The sequence below is a fragment of the Vibrio sp. YT-16 genome, assembly GCF_033337405.1.
Lineage (GTDB): Bacteria > Pseudomonadota > Gammaproteobacteria > Enterobacterales > Vibrionaceae > Vibrio > Vibrio alginolyticus.
This window is the reverse complement of record NZ_JAWOQQ010000014.1, coordinates 90,696-105,706: the sequence shown is the minus strand read 5'-3', so window position 1 is coordinate 105,706 and position 15,011 is coordinate 90,696. Positions and strand designations below refer to the sequence as shown.

General features: G+C 49.9%; 15 protein-coding genes. 6 read left to right on the top strand and 9 right to left on the bottom strand.

Features of this window, described 5'->3' with window-relative positions:
- Positions 1-60: 60 nt before the first annotated feature.
- Positions 61-1,176 (top strand): phosphoadenosine phosphosulfate reductase family protein, encoded by a 1,116-nt coding sequence (locus tag R7F07_RS19600; protein WP_000946102.1) that lies wholly within the window; start codon positions 61-63, stop codon positions 1,174-1,176.
- Between the two features lie 17 nt (positions 1,177-1,193).
- Positions 1,194-1,637, top strand: coding sequence for a hypothetical protein (locus R7F07_RS19595; protein ID WP_040110419.1), 444 nt, complete (start codon positions 1,194-1,196; stop codon positions 1,635-1,637).
- A 1,036-nt stretch (positions 1,638-2,673) separates the two neighbouring features.
- On the opposite strand, the gene R7F07_RS19590 is transcribed toward R7F07_RS19595, so the two are convergent.
- From R7F07_RS19590 to mobI, 3 genes are read right to left on the bottom strand one after another with little or no spacing between them, the layout of a single operon-like run.
- The gene (locus R7F07_RS19590; protein ID WP_000044787.1) at positions 2,674-3,738 is read right to left on the bottom strand and encodes a RepB family plasmid replication initiator protein; all 1,065 of its coding nucleotides are present in this window, start codon (positions 3,736-3,738) and stop codon (positions 2,674-2,676) included.
- Positions 3,739-3,758: 20 nt separating this feature from the next.
- Positions 3,759-4,046 (bottom strand): hypothetical protein, encoded by a 288-nt coding sequence (locus R7F07_RS19585; RefSeq protein ID WP_000127321.1) that lies wholly within the window; start codon positions 4,044-4,046, stop codon positions 3,759-3,761.
- A 4-nt stretch (positions 4,047-4,050) separates the two neighbouring features.
- A complete protein-coding gene (gene mobI / locus R7F07_RS19580) occupies positions 4,051-4,617 on the bottom strand; it encodes a conjugative transfer protein MobI(A/C) (RefSeq protein WP_000375812.1) in 567 nt (188 codons plus the stop codon).
- 471 nt (positions 4,618-5,088) lie between these two features.
- On the opposite strand from mobI, the gene R7F07_RS19575 reads away from it, so the two are divergent.
- The 3 genes from R7F07_RS19575 to R7F07_RS19565 are packed head-to-tail and all read left to right on the top strand — an operon-like array spanning position 5,089 to position 6,803.
- Positions 5,089-6,072, top strand: coding sequence for a ParM/StbA family protein (locus tag R7F07_RS19575; protein ID WP_000077458.1), 984 nt, complete (start codon positions 5,089-5,091; stop codon positions 6,070-6,072).
- A 16-nt stretch (positions 6,073-6,088) separates the two neighbouring features.
- The gene (locus tag R7F07_RS19570) at positions 6,089-6,382 is read left to right on the top strand and encodes a hypothetical protein (protein WP_000919078.1); all 294 of its coding nucleotides are present in this window, start codon (positions 6,089-6,091) and stop codon (positions 6,380-6,382) included.
- A gap of 1 nt (position 6,383) precedes the next feature.
- Entirely contained in the window at positions 6,384-6,803 is a 420-nt protein-coding gene (locus tag R7F07_RS19565) for an H-NS family nucleoid-associated regulatory protein (protein ID WP_000651490.1), read from the top strand.
- A 59-nt stretch (positions 6,804-6,862) separates the two neighbouring features.
- On the opposite strand, the gene R7F07_RS19560 is transcribed toward R7F07_RS19565, so the two are convergent.
- From R7F07_RS19560 to R7F07_RS19545, 4 genes are read right to left on the bottom strand one after another with little or no spacing between them, the layout of a single operon-like run.
- The gene (locus R7F07_RS19560) at positions 6,863-7,414 is read right to left on the bottom strand and encodes a FlhC family transcriptional regulator (protein WP_001020646.1); all 552 of its coding nucleotides are present in this window, start codon (positions 7,412-7,414) and stop codon (positions 6,863-6,865) included.
- Complete coding sequence (locus tag R7F07_RS19555; protein ID WP_000891157.1) at positions 7,411-8,019, bottom strand: hypothetical protein; 609 nt, start codon at positions 8,017-8,019, stop codon at positions 7,411-7,413. Before R7F07_RS19555 ends, R7F07_RS19560 begins: the two co-directional genes overlap by 4 nt.
- Positions 8,020-8,029: 10 nt before the next feature.
- Entirely contained in the window at positions 8,030-8,563 is a 534-nt protein-coding gene (locus tag R7F07_RS19550) for a transglycosylase SLT domain-containing protein (RefSeq protein WP_000790610.1), read from the bottom strand.
- Complete coding sequence (locus tag R7F07_RS19545; protein ID WP_000356489.1) at positions 8,563-8,835, bottom strand: helix-turn-helix domain-containing protein; 273 nt, start codon at positions 8,833-8,835, stop codon at positions 8,563-8,565. Before R7F07_RS19545 ends, R7F07_RS19550 begins: the two co-directional genes overlap by 1 nt.
- A 715-nt stretch (positions 8,836-9,550) precedes the next feature.
- On the opposite strand from R7F07_RS19545, the gene R7F07_RS19540 reads away from it, so the two are divergent.
- Positions 9,551-9,913, top strand: coding sequence for a hypothetical protein (locus tag R7F07_RS19540; RefSeq protein ID WP_000683483.1), 363 nt, complete (start codon positions 9,551-9,553; stop codon positions 9,911-9,913).
- A 37-nt stretch (positions 9,914-9,950) separates the two neighbouring features.
- On the opposite strand, the gene R7F07_RS19535 is transcribed toward R7F07_RS19540, so the two are convergent.
- Both R7F07_RS19535 and R7F07_RS19530 read right to left on the bottom strand, forming a co-directional pair.
- A complete protein-coding gene (locus R7F07_RS19535) occupies positions 9,951-13,565 on the bottom strand; it encodes a conjugal transfer protein TraG N-terminal domain-containing protein (RefSeq protein WP_000534551.1) in 3,615 nt (1,204 codons plus the stop codon).
- A 12-nt stretch (positions 13,566-13,577) separates the two neighbouring features.
- On the bottom strand, positions 13,578-15,011 hold the full coding sequence (locus R7F07_RS19530; protein WP_000256129.1) for a conjugal transfer protein TraH: 1,434 nt from the start codon (positions 15,009-15,011) through the stop codon (positions 13,578-13,580).

Below are 15,011 nucleotides of genomic sequence, written 5' to 3'. Positions count from 1 at the left end.
GTATCATTTTATAATACTGTAAATCATAAAAACAACCCAGTAAAGAAAAAAGAGCGACTTATGTTGAGACGAGAAAACCAAGGAGATTTGTTCGATGACCAGGTGGTGTTGCCATCACTGGAGTCGGTTCTTACCGGCATATCTTCCAGTCAGCGTTGTGACGATAGAACAACGTACTTCTCCGCTCCGGATGTGGACCTGAGTTTGTACGATCACATCATTGTTTGCCTGTCTGGAGGCAAAGACTCGATTGCTGCGTACTTGCGGCTGGTGGACATGGGTGTTGATAAGTCAAAGGTGGAGTTCTGGCACCATGATGTTGATGGTCAGGAAGGCAGTTCGTTGATGGATTGGGCCTTCATGCGTGATTACTGTCGTCAGCTCGGGGAAGAACTGGGTATCCCAATGTACTTCTCGTGGCTTGAGGGCGGCTTTGAGGGCGAAATGCTCAAAGACAATGCCTATAGCCACCCCCATCGTGTAGAGACGCCTGAGGGGCTTCTGGTGCTGCCTAGAGACCATAAGCGCTCTAAGCCTGGTACGCGCCTTCGTTTCCCTCAGCAATCGCCATCACTCCAAACAAGGTGGTGCTCATCAGCCTTGAAGATCGATGTTGGCCGCAGAGCTCTTAATAACCAGGAGCGCTTCAAGGGGAAGAAGATCCTTTTCATCACTGGTGAGCGCCGGGAGGAAAGTGCAAACAGATCCAAGTACAACCAGCTTGAGGCTCATGCCTGTGACAGAAGATATGGGAAGACTGCACGGTTAGTTGATGCCTGGAGGCCCGTTCTTCATTGGACTGAGGAGGAGGTATGGGAAGTAATCGAGCGTCACCGCATCCTGGCCCCAGTCCCTTATCGCCTTGGCTGGAGCCGGTCGTCGTGTATGACCTGCATCTACAACTCACAGCGTATCTGGTCCACGATCCGTCACTACTGGCCTGAACGAGCTGGGAAAATTGCTCAGTATGAACAAACCTTTGGTGTGACGGTATCAAGAAAAAAAATCGACGTAATAGATTTAGGTTCTGCTGTTGCGCCGATACAGATTAGTGATGTTGAGGCATTGGAGCAGGTATCCAGAGAAGATTACACGCTCCCGATTTTTGTGCCGGAGGGGCAGAAGTGGGTTCTCCCTGGTGGCGCATTTGGCCGAGAGGCCTGTGGTTCTGATTGATTTGTGCAGAGGTGGCAATGTTGGATTTTGTTTTTTTGGTGTTTTTGGTGTTTTTGGGGTTGGGCATATCTACGGTGCTGGTGCGTCGGTCTTCCCGTAAGGGGATGGATCTTGAGCTGACATGGCTCCAGTCGTTGAAGGTCGTGCTGGTTCGTGGAGCTGTTGCATTGGGCCTGGGTTTTGGCATTGGCAGGCTTGTATTGATGGGGATGCAGTATGGTTTCCTGAGTGAGTCTGTCCTGAGGGAACATGCACTTGTCTCCGTAGCGGTGGTTCTGATCTGTGGGCTTGGTTCGTTCGTTGCGTTTCAGTGGATCATCGGGAGGATCTCTGGAAGATCGATCAGCGTCGTTTCTGTGATCAAAGCTGTGATGTACGAGTCTGGTTACTTTGTGCTGTCGATGCTTATCTTGTTGGTGATACTCGTCCTGTTCGGCCTTGCATACGAGACTTTTTTCTAAAAAAACAGTGTTGATTATTTTTTGTTCAGTGATCAAAAGGATAAATATAAAGATCTTTAGATCTTTGTATAAAGGATTAAAAACGGTTAAAGACAGGTTAGGCGTTCTAAATCACCACTCAACACATTGATATTACTGGTGTTTTCATATTTATTCCGTGCAACAAACCCATAGGTTGCCGTGCAGCGTTCCCATAGGTTGCCGTGCAACGTCCCCACATACCCTTGGATCTTATCCACTGTTATCCACACGGAACCCCTCTTTTTTCCACAAAATCCTTACAAAACAGAGCTTTCGTGCAGCGTTCCCACATATCAGATCTGGTGTTCGTGCAGTATTCCCACATGTCTAAGGTCATACGTGCAGTCGCCCCATATACAATTTTCTGAACGTGCAACGTACCCACATGTCAATTTTGGTCGTTTTTTGCACCGTGCAGCGTACCCACATATGATCGTGCAGCGTTCCCATATACCAAAACCCCGTTTATGCACAGGAAATGTGGATAACTTTTGGCCTCTTTTTGTGTGCGCGTGATCACTTTATGGACTATTAGAGTCATTTTGACTGCTTTTTTAGGTTTGTCCTGATCTGTCAATCTTTGTTCTGCTTCGTCAATCGTGCAGAGTTCCCATATATCGAGAGGTTCAGGACCTGCTTTCGTGCAACGTACCCACATATCAAATCTCATAACGTGCAGGTCCCCCACATCCTCACCCTTTAACTATCAATACCTTACGGGAACCACTCTACGGGAACCACTGGAGCAGCATGGCACTTATCCTTCGTCGTGGCTTACGCTTGCACGATACTGAGACTCAGCTTGCGACTACCGTGCAGCGATCCCATATATAGAGCCCCAGCCCACGCTGCATCTGGGGTCACGTTCGCTCTATCCGTGCAGCTCCCCCATATGCGGAGGCATTCCGTTTCCGGTCCTGCCTGGTGGGCGTACCTTGTGCGCTTTCTTCTGGCATAAAAAAAGGCGCTGACGCGCCTATCTTTCTTTTCCCTGGGGGGTGGGAGATTCTGGTGGCTATCTCCCCTTACGTTGGGGTTCATCAATGATGTCGTGGTCGATCATGCCGTGCTTGATGGCCCGTAGCTCTGTCTGCTGCTTACGCTTGTTGGACGCCATCACCTGCTTCACGAAGTTCTCATGAGGCCTTATGACGTACCGCACGTCGATGACTCTGCGGCCATCCTTGATCTGGTTCGCGTCGTAGTCGCTTATGACCTCTTGTTTGATGAGGGCCTCCAGAGCGAGCTTCATGGCTCTGACGTTCTCCGGCATCCGTGGGCTCAATTCACGAGGGCTCTGGGTCAGGAAGCTGATAAGCGATGGCGTGTACGGCGAATCTGGTGATGCTTGAGTCCAGTAGTGGCTCATTCGCTTGTAGATGTACCGTGCAAGAGGGGAGCGGATTTGCATTCCGATTTTGTAGTTGTACTGACGAAACGACAGATTCATGATCGATTCGTTTACCAGCGGGTTGAACTGCACATAGCACCTGGCGTTCCCGCCTTTCTTGCGAAACTCACCTCTGGTGGTCAGTCCCACCATCGGGAAGAAGCTGGAGCTGATGAAGGCTTCACCGTCATCACTGATACATTCGAGTGTTGCGCCACGACAAACCTGGATTGCTTCCTTGATTTCGTTCAGGTTGTACCCGTGACCCATCTTCGAGAGCTCTTTCTGGAGTTCGTACAGAGTGAACATGACTCCAGCCTTGCCCTCGATGATATGGCCTTTCCCGTTCACTGCGAGCTTGCGTAGAGCATCCTCAAGGATTTCCTCTCGCTGTCCCGCGTAGATCAGCACGGTTCTTCCGTCATCCTTCTCGATGATGGCTGGCTTCACCTTCACCGTGAAATGCTGGCCTCTGATGGTGCATTGTCGTGTCACTACAGCGTTGGATAAATCTTCATGCTCACGCTTTTGGTCCCAAATGTACTTCGGCAGCGCATCGTAGATCTCGATGGTGTTGGAGTAGTCGTCTTTCTTGGCCGGAGATTCAATGATCTCAAACAGGCTCATTTGCGGTGAGTCTTTGATTACGTCGAGTTTCTCCAGGTCTTTGTCTTTGGTTCTCTTGCTCATGATTGTTCCGTCGATACTTTCTAGCTGGTGGTCCATGCCGCCAGCATTGTCAATGCTCCCGCTGCTACCGTCGCTGAAAACACTAGCTGGTAGATGCGACGCTTAGCCCCCGCAGTGCCGCTCATAAAACGCAGGGCTGCCGCTTCATATCGGAAATGAGCGAACTCACCCCGAAGGGTGCTATCTGTCCCCTGTGGCGATTGTGGGCGCTTTGACAGGGCAGGGCGAGGATGGCTGGCGACTTTCTTGATCATCGCTTCACATTTCCCCAGTTTCGCCAATTCAGTGGCCGCTACAGATGCTGTCATGTTGTCACACCTCGTCGCTATGTGTCTTGTTTAGCTGGCGCTCGTACTCGTTTAGCGCCCGGCGAATTTTTGCTAAGGCAGTGGCGCGTTGTCTTAACACGGCATACCTGGTTTCAACTTGCTGGATCAACTCTTGTGCCCAGACAGGCTCTTTCTTGAAGTGCGACATGCTGTAGGCATGACCGCGACCCTTCTTGATATGTGTCGATAGAACCCTTTTCTTTTGTCCGGGAACTTGTTCGACAAATCTGTTGCGATACCACTCTGCAACGAGTGATACGCCTAGAATGCGAACCCGTGTACCGACACGCCCTTGTTCGTCCTCTGACGCTTCTTCACGCGCTGATTTGTGCGCGTTCCAGTACATGTCCGCTTCCTGCTGCGCCTCGACAGCAAGAACCGCTAAGGCGTGATCCAGTTTGCTCCGTACCTCTGCAACAAACTCTCGTCCCTCTGCCTCTAGCAGATCCTCTGTTATCTCGGATCGTTCTTCTTCGAGCTTCGGATCTAGCAGATCTAGCCATCGCTCTGTTGGTAGACTCACCTCAATACCCTCCCAATTCCTATCCAATTCCTATCCACATAACTATCTATCTGGAATTTAAAGCTGATTATTCCAATACTGGAATCTAGTTCTGTCACTAGGCTAACCCATCTTTGGAATTTGTCAAATTTCCCTCTATCTATCTGGAATCTTGATGCTCTTATTCTTTCACAGCCTCTTTACATATGAATCTATATTTAAAGATTCCAGATATATTGGATATGGCATCAAAGATTCCAAATGCCTCTTTACCACCGTCTCTCGATGCTGGAGGGCAAGCGGTTCTCGATGCGAGGGTAAGGTCTGTTTATCTGAGCCTATCCGTGCAGCGTTCCCATAGGTTCCCTTACTCAACGATCAAAAAGCCACCGAAAAGCAACCTATATGCCCCTTTTGGGCAATTACACAGGCCATCTGTCCCCGCTTTTAGCCTTATTCTCTATCCAACACGCGGCAAGCAATCGAAAAGCAATCTAAAAGCAATCTTTGGAGGATTTCATGAGTCAATTTGTTCTGGGTTTGGATATTGGTTACTCCAACCTGAAAATGGCAATGGGGTATAAAGGTGAGGAAGCTCGCACAGTCGTCATGCCGGTGGGGGCAGGTCCATTGGAACTGATGCCACAACAGTTAACTGGCGGTGCAGGGACCTGCATTCAGGTTGTGATTGATGGAGAGAAATGGGTTGCAGGCGTCGAGCCTGACCGATTGCAAGGATGGGAGCGTGAGCTTCACGGCGACTATCCTTCGACCAATCCATACAAGGCTCTTTTCTACGCTGCACTCCTGATGTCCGAGCAGAAGGAGATCGATGTGCTGGTGACTGGCCTGCCTGTTAGTCAGTACATGGACGTAGAGCGCAGAGAGGCGTTGAAATCTCGGCTTGAGGGTGAACACCAGATCACGCCAAAACGATCGGTAGCGGTTAAGTCTGTCGTGGTTGTACCTCAACCTGCCGGTGCTTACATGGATGTTGTAAGTTCAACCAAAGATGAAGACCTCCTGGAGATTATCCAGGGAGGAAAAACCGTTGTAATTGACCCTGGGTTCTTTTCTGTAGACTGGGTAGCTCTTGAAGAGGGAGAGGTCCGCTATCACTCATCTGGCACCAGCCTCAAGGCGATGTCGGTGTTGCTACAGGAAACGGACCGGCTAATTCAGGAAGACCACGGCGGTGCCCCTGGCATCGAAAAGATCGAGAAAGCTATTCGTGCCGGTAAGGCCGAAATCTTCCTCTACGGTGAAAAGGTATCGATCAAAGACTACTTCAAGAAAGCCTCAACCAAAGTCGCTCAAAACGCCTTGATCCCTATGCGGAAGTCAATGCGTGAGGACGGGATGGATGCTGACGTAGTTCTGCTGGCTGGCGGCGGTGCCGAGGCTTACCAAGATGCGGCCAAGGAGCTTTTCCCTAAGAGCAGGATCGTACTGCCCAACGAATCCGTGGCATCCAATGCCAGGGGCTTCTGGTTCTGCGGCTGATAGATAGGAGGTCGTTGTGGCTGGTAGCAAATGGGATGGAAAAATATCTAATCTGAACATATCGGAGCAAGCCTTTCCGGAGCTCTATCGTGAACTGTCCCAGATGCAGCATAAGGCGCGTAGTGATCGGCTCCGCGCCCTTGCTCTATTGGGTCTTTATTCTCTTCGATTTTCTGGCAACATTGGGTCTTTTGAGCAACAGAGTTCAGAGAGTCAACCTGCACAGCATCAAAATTCGCCAGTGCAGACTGACGCAAAACTGAACTCTCAACGTGATTCACTTAAAGGAAAACTGATGGGCTCCGTATGACATGAAAGACCACGAGGAGTTCTCTACGCTATCAGCGGCTGAACGTAGAGAGTTAATAATCGCAGAGTTAAAGCGTAAAAGCCGCATTCGCACCCTGTTGCGAGGACTCCCGTTAGATGAAGTTCGGGAGATCATTGACAGAATGAAGGGCGTTCTCAATGAACTGGAGGAAGAGTACAAAAAGCGAGAAGAAGAAGAAAAAGAAAAGCGAGCTCAGGCTGAGCGAATAATGAGCGACATGGAATCCTGCGGTGTGGACATCGGCTTGCTCAACGAAATGTTCACGAGCAGATCAGAACCTGATAATGCTAAATATTCAAAAGACGGAGTTTCGTGGAGTGGGCAAGGACGTCGCCCGGATGCTTTCAAGGGGTTGGGAGCTGTCGAGCTGGAGCGCTACCGTATCCCACAGAAGAAGTAAAAAAATGAGCGCCGCAAAGTTTGGGCGCTCATCTTCTGGTCCGAAATGTCATAGTCTACTCAAGCACACTCTTTCTCCCCACCACCATGCCTTCCTTGTTCTTTGCAGAACGGACATTCAACGCAGGTTCTTTGATTAACAGAGGTGAAGTACGTACACTTGCAGTTGTCGCACACCTCCAGCATTGCGTCCCCACTTCTCAGCTCCGAAGCAAGACACCAGGCATCAGTAATATCAAACGGAGCCCACCGAGCACCTTTCATTCCGGGCACTTCTTTGCGGATTGCGTGATACATTCTAAATGCCTTGTTCAAGGCTTTGATGTTCACAGACCGCAACACGGCTTCTCCACCAATGTTGAAGTAGAGCTGCATTAGAAGAGAGGCCTGTATCTTGGATGTGTGACTATGAATCAGTGTCGCACCACCCCGGAAAGTTCTGGATTTTCGTTCCAGAGTATATCCGTCCCTCTCCAGATCCTGGTAAAGCCGTCTGACCTGTTTGTAGGTCAGACCAGTCTCGATCATGATGATTTTTGTGATGTACCCAGCAAGGGCCATGTGTCGAGCTGTAACCCAGCGACCCAATGTACCAGAGTTGCCAATGTTCATCTCCACCTCCCACGTCCCTGTAGAGACTGTTGCAGTTTTTTCAATACCGGGTGTGTTAACTCTTCCCGGCTGTCATCGAGAATTTCTTCAATGATGCTCGGAGCAAAACGAAGCGTAAAATGCGTAACCGTTGTTCCAGACATGTGGCGCAACTGGCTGTCTGTTGCCTTAGCCACCAGCTCCGCAAGCTCTCTCGAAACCCCGAAAACTTCCTTTGCCATCTCCGGGTCTCTCGATGCGACGCGGTTAAATAGCAACCAGTAGGCAGCATCAAATTCATCAACACTATGGTTGATAAAAACTACAGGGTCGTAGTCGCCAGAGAGTCGCGTGATGATGTTCTGCTCTGCTGTTTCGAGTTTGAAAGAGATCAACACGCCAGAGGCCAGAGCTTCCAATTGGGAAGGTGTTGCCAGTGACAGCTTTTGAACGGTGTCCATGCCCAAAGAAAATTGTGAGGCCGCATCATCTGGACGTTCTTTTGCCAGAGTGGATAGCAGGTTCCACAATGTCAGATCGAACTCGTAGACGTTTCTATCAGCTTCTTCTTGATCGAGGTTGACGGCTCTTGCATCCCACGCACCAATAATATCCAGTTCCAACATTCCGCCCCCCTCACAAATCACGAAGGTTGCGATAGATAGCCAAGACTCGGCTACCATAGTTTCTGGCTCGGATTTCGTCTTCCCAGGCGTGATAGCGGCCAACGCCAAGCTCCAAGTCATTTGGAGATGACTGAATGGCTTCTGATAGCACCTCTGCCCCAACCATGACGTTGGTCTCTGGGTCGAGAAGATCTGCTGGAGAAGAAACTCTATGACCATTCCACCGGATGCTCACTTGCATAAACCCGACATCAATGGCACGACCGTACTGCTGCTGAAACTCAGCGAGCTTAGCCTTTGCCTGATCTTCCGACTTAGCATAGAAAGGAAGCCCAGGAACGCGAAGCGTCCAAGGCCAAGGACTTATAGAGCCATTACCTCTCCCTGATGCAGATTCGGCCAATGCGACCGAATACACTAGAAGAGGGTCGAGGTTATATGCTTTCGCTGCTTTGTCGAAGATGGTTCCGCTCAGGTCAATAGCATTCGCTGTTGATGAAAGGAGAGCCGCAGACAGAACTAGCGCCTTGGCTTTGTTCTTCATCAGCTTGCCTCCTTATGTCTGAGGGGTATTTCGTGTTCTTCGTCGTACCGCTCCGGCCAAATCTCAGACGGCTTCACACCCAAAGCTGTAGCTATCTCATGTTCCCAGCGTGGACTGGGCTTATAGAGTGCCGTAGACACCACCTGCCGAGATGTTTTGTGTTTTCTGCCCAATGCGGCCAGAGAAAGCCCCTGGATCTTGAGTTTGTACTTGATCCACTCACGTTTCTTCTCTGGGTCGCTTGGGATGTCTATCAATTGGCATTTATCCATTGTTTGCCACCCTTTAAACTGCGTTGTTAGCCATACAAAAAGTGCGTTATTCGATGAACGCTTTTAGAGTTCTTCTATTGTCACAAACTGACACATTTTGCGCCTTTACAAGCCCAAATAATGATGCTGTCAACAATAAAAAACCTTTAAAAACATACACTTAACTTTGTACCGACGGAACAAAGTTACAATACTTTTAGTAATCAATGGGATACGGATATTTTTGCGATAGTAATGGAAAGTGCGCCAAAAGAATGGCGGAAATAGCGCACGGGGAGTGCGGTATTTTGTGATATTAAATAGCGTTTAGGTATAAGTGATTTTAGGGATACAGCGAGGGCTGAAATTGCGAATACAGCAGGAGCTGAGGAGGGCAGGGAAGGCAAAGGCGCATCCCGACCACACAAGGATGATGGTGTTTACAGAAAGAGATATTTGAGAAAGAGAACTCTGCGGTGTTGCAGATGGGGACCAAAGCGTTAGCAATGGCCTATTCCATAGTGTATGCGATTTGTTTGACATGTTCAACTATGTAATGCTTTGTCAATAAACGCCTTGTTCCGTAAGGGCAAACTTTCACATGTGAAAGTTTGAGGGCAAATTCTAATCGAAGAAGTTGCCAATGGAATGGTTGTTTAGCAAAAAATAGTCAAACTTTCACAGTTGCATTTTTTGATGCCGTGGTAAACTGGAGGTAAAGAGTAAGGGGGTTGATATGAAACATGTGGTCAATATTCTTCTGCTGGGAATGGTGCTTCTGGGAATAGCCATGATGGCTGACACACCTTGGGGACTTGGTGTGGCGCTGGCTCCCTTCGGCGTTTGGGGTGCTCGTTTCCTATTTCTGGTTCACAAAAGCCTTTGGGCTGCTGTTATCTTTTGGGGAGGGATCGCTTACTTCCAGTGGCAAGTTGCTTTGGTTGTCGGGGCTCTGTTTGGACTAACGTGCTTTATCCGCGTTGCGCGGTCAGCATATAAAGAGGCACCACCTACCCGGCGCAGAAAAAAACAAACTGGTGGGTTTCAAGATTCCTATGATTTTGACCAGCGCTTCCATATTGGAGCTGGAGACGAATAAGGGGGCCTGCTGGCCCCCTTATTATTTGGTTGGTCTTTTAGAACCTTTGATTTGCTATGTTGTACCCCCTGACGGCAGTCAAATAGCTACCTGAACGGTCTCCAGCTTCCGTCGAGTTCTGCAATACGTTTACCAGCTTGTCCGTAAACTCTTCGTTTTGCTGAGAAAGAACAGGCTGACCTCCTTGCATCATCGGTGAGCCATCCGGGTTACGTTCTGCATACTCCATTTTCAGATTCTGAACAGCCTGGTTCATGCGACCTTCGTTTGTGTCAAACGATTCGGCATAAACAGCGGCTTGGGATTCAGTCAGCCCATAACGGCTTTGAGCGATAGACTGCATCGTTTCTTTGAACTCATCACCGTACTGGTTCATAAACTGCTGCGCGGCTCCACCACCAGCTTCTGCGGCAGAGGATAGCGCTGCTGCATAGAACGCGCCGCGTTCCTCAATGCTCATCCCTTTAGCGGCTTCCGATAGATCAGATTTACCAGTTAACCACTCCTTCGCTGCATCATAGCCGCTTGCAGCAGCTCCCATGACGTTGCGGCCAAGTTTAGCCATACCGACCATCGCATCACCGGCCCAGCCAAACTCCTCTTGCACGGCCTGGTCGCCGCGTTGAGTGGCCGCGATGAATTGGTCGCGTTGTTCAGGTGTCATCGTTCTCATTTGATCCATCGCTCTTGAGAACGCATCAGCGCCAGCTTGACCACCAGCAATGAGAGCTCCACCTGCTTGTTCAGCTCTGCGGCCCATCCAATCACTGGAGTTGTCCCACGCTCCCCACGCCGAAGCGCTCCAAGACATTTCCGGAAGCGAGTTCATAAGGTTATCTTGGGCTTTTTTCAGTTCAGGAGCAGATACATTTCGCTCTGTTTGCTGTGCTTGGTTATGAAGAGCTGACGTACCGGCTGCATGTTCATTTTGAACAAGGGGGCTATTCGTTGGTAACTGCCCAGCTTCTGATGCCGGATTAGTTCCAGCCATCCCAGCCACATTCTCCCGGAATCCGGTTGGGATGTTAGGTCCACTGCCTACAGCCCCTTGAACCTGACCTGGTAGGCCTTGAACATTCGGGCCTTCAATGCCGTTATTTCCGTAAGCATCACCACTAAATGCTCCGTTGCGACCGGACGCGGTATTGATCGCCTGTAGTGCGGCTTGATACCCGCCAAGCTCCTTACCCTGTTCGTAATTTTTGGAGTTGGTCATTGCTGTCATTCGCGCTGCTGCCTGGGCCACTTGAGGAGACATTCCGTAGGCTTGGTATCTTTGCTGTAGTGAAGCCGCCTCGTCTTTAACCGATTGCGGCGCGGCATTTCGGAAATAGTCATTCAGTTGGTTCATGGCCGCAGGGGTTTGTGCTACTGCACCACCGAGAGTTTTAAAGTCGGTATTAGTCATGGAGCCCATTTGGTTTTGGAGCTGACTCATTGTTGTGAAGGTGTCCGATGCAGACACCAGTTCAGAAGCGGACTTGGATAGGTTCTGGGATAAGCTATCGCCCCAGGTTTGCTTGAATGACTCGCTTCCAGAACGGCTGAAACCCTGCGCTAATTGATTTGTCAACGCCTGGCTATCGGTTTGCGAATAGCTCACACCCTTCATGAACTGGGACACATCACTCGCTGACCAGCTTGAAGAGTCTTGAGTTGATGACTCTGTTGCTCCCTTCGCTTGCGCTTTGATGTCCAGGACATCACTGCCGCCGCCTGATTCGCCATTACCACCAGCAGGAACTAGGGCTGTACTGTTTGATTTCACACCAGCAGCGGCCTTCATTGCTGCCCTGGCCTTGCCAACCATAGGCATAAGCATGGACGCAGCTTCGTCAACATCGAGTGTGCCCATAGCCTGCATGGCAAAAGCACCTTTGACAGCATCAGAGTGGCTATCATCCACCTGGAACTTATCCATGAAGTTCTTGGCTTGCTGGTTGATCAATTGGCTTTGAGCTGTGTTTTGCGACGAAACGTTGCGCCCGACATTGGAGAGTCTTGAATAGGCTTGATCCTGACTTACTCCATCAGAAAAACCTCGACCAAGAGTGCTTTGGAAAGCCTCCGATTTCTGACTTTGTAATGCCTGTGCGGAGCTCACGCCTGATGCCAAGGTGGAGCCAAGCGAGAAGGTACTGATCATGCTTTCTGCGCCGTTTGCAATCGCACCACTGAACTGGTTGTGATTGTACGCTGGCTGACTTTGCATAACCGGACCTTGCTTGAGTAGATCTGGCGTTTGCATCTTTTCGTCAACGTGGTCAGAACCACTTATTCTCGATGCCAAGCTGGTGAAGGCGTAGGTGCTACCTGTGACGATAAACAGGGAAATCACCGGAGTGGCCGCAGCCAACATGCCGCCGGTTGCAATCCAGTGTTGCAGAACATCTCCAGTTGAGGAAAGAGCGTACATGGAGTTGAGACCACCAGCACTGAGGCTAGACATCTCATTTGACGCGGCGGTATGAACAAACAGGTTTATAATTGAGAGGACTGGCATCCATAGCTGAATCCAGAGGATGGTTTGTACATATTTCCCGGCTAACTGGAGGCCGAAGCTGCCCATCACGATAATAAAAGCAATGATCGGGGTTATAGCATAAATAAAGCCTTCAAAGAACGTCAGCATTGGTCGGACGACGGTCATGAACATCGACTGCTCTGCGGCCCACTGTGTGTTCCGTTGCTGAATAGCCTGGTTGACCATCAATGCAGAGCCATAATCCTGGAGGTCCTGATAACGTCCTGCTGCGGCTTCATAATAGAGGGGCTCCAGAACGGCGGCTTTCAGATAGTCGATTGATGACGTAGTTGTGGCACCCATCGCTTGAAGCGAATCGGTCAGCTTCGTTAGAGCGTTGTCTCCAGTTGACGTGTCAATACCCAGTAGGCTGTTAAGAGCATCAACAACAACCGGGCTGCTTAGGTTGGCGGTTGCAGTGCTAATAGCCACCCATCCGTCAGTACATGTGTAGTCAGCGCCGTCAGGGTTTGCTGTAGACAAATACAACCTAGTTCCGTAGAGCTGTGAGTTGAATCGCAAAGCTGAGTCAGTTGAACGGTTCATCAACTCATCAAGGGACATTAGGTTGAGATCGACTTTGGTTAACGTGCATTCCCGAATGTAATTGTTCCAGGAACGCCTCACGTCAACATAGCCGCCTCCATTTGCTGAGTTAAGCGCAGTAAAAACTCCTGTGTCATAGGCTCGCCGTCTGACGTCATTCAACAGTTTCAGTGTTTCGGAAAAGTGGCTTTCCGTGACATTGGGTACGATTACCCCATATCCAGTTTCAAACAAATTGGTGATGGTGTATCCCACGTTGGATATGACACCTCCAGCAAAGCCTACCCCAATAGGGACATTGGCGACGACTCGAACCTGCCCTGTATAAGCGTCCTCGATAGTCACAGTTGTGGTTGGGCCGAAGAAACAGGCATATAGAATCCAACCTACCAGCACTTGCTGGAGGTTGATTTGCTTTGCGCCCTGAAAGACGGACTGAATACAGATCATCAAGACCCCAAGAAGCAGGCCAATACTGACCATCTTCTCGAAATCCCCGGTGCCGGTGATCATTGATACTGCAATCAGGATTTGCTCCAGAAAAGCAGAGTCACCGATAGAGTGGATTGAAAAAGATCCCATTCCAATAGCTCCTTAGTTCGTGCTAGGAGGATTGGACAAAGTTGCCAGCATGTATTTTTGCTTGCGGATGTTGTCCAGTAGGTTGTTGTATTTCTCAATTTGGCTTGCCAGATCGCCGTATTGAGAGGACAGGATTGTGTATTCAGCACGGATTTGCTGTTGCGATTGCGCGAGAAGCTCTAGTGCCTCTTTCTTGTAGGGTGATTTGCTGTTAGCCATCGCAATGCGAGCTGCGCGGAAGAACTCTTCCGAGAAGCTATACATCATGGTCAGGGCTATCGCTCCTGATGACTCTGTTGCGAACAGGTTAGCGCCGTCCTGTGAAAGGACAGACAAGTTACGAACAATGGTGCCAATCCCTCCGGGGAGGTTAGAAACAAAGGCCTTTTCTGGGTCGGTTAAGGTTCCAGAGTTCGTTGCGTATTTGTAGATCACACCAGGTGTAGAGCTTGTTCCTAACAGCATATCGGTGATCTGGTTCTTGATACCTTTGAGCACGACAGTTTTATTGCTGGAGCCAGCACTCAGGCAGTTGGTCGTATCAGAATCACAGGAATAGATCTCAACAGAACCGCCTGAAATCAGGTCTGACAAGGTGATCTTGTTACCTGGTAGGGTCGTCAGAGGGGTTGTTTTCGCACCAGTGCCGGTTGAGTTCGGGTCGTTTACCAGATCACCAATGATGACTGTGCCGGTTAAAGACATGATCGCTTCAAGAAGGGTGTTATCCCCGTACTGGAACCAGGTGTTGGCGTTGTTGCTCTTGAGTTGCTTCCAGACGATGTTGCCAATCATCTTGTTGTATTCGTCAGGTTTGTTGGCTTTCAGTTCTTCCAGAGGACTCTTGCCGCTGGTTTCCTGCTTGGACCCGAAGAAGTCTTCATACAGGCCGGAAGTTGTCGCGGTTATAGAAGCATCAGTTTTGTGTTTAAGGTCCATGCCGCTGGTTAGGTCGTTCACGAAACCTTGAGCGAGCTGGCAGGAGTTGCCCAGATGTTGGTTGAGCGCTTGCACTTTCTTCTGGAAGTTCTCTATCCACTTCGCTCCGTCCGGGAAAACGTTATCGAGCGCAAGCTGGAAGGCATAGCCCTTGGCGTTGGCTGCTACAGCCCGAAGGAGTTGGACAATTTGATCCGCGTTAATGAAGGAAAGCGAACCGCCGAACAGATCTACACCACCGCAACCAGCTTTCCATGATGGAGGGGCAAAGCTCACCAGGTTCTCGTCGAAGATTCGTGTCTTTGCAGTGAACCGGCCACCAGCTAAAACGCCACGTCGTTGGCTTTCATAAACCCCAGGTGGTGTTGTGTTGCTCATTTCATTGAAGAGTTTGTCCATCTGTGATTGGAGGCCGTTAGCGGCTATCGCCCCTGTCGGTGCCATGACGAGACTGGCCGCCACACTCAGGGCAAGCAGGCTCCTTTTTAATGTCTTGTGCGTGACCAT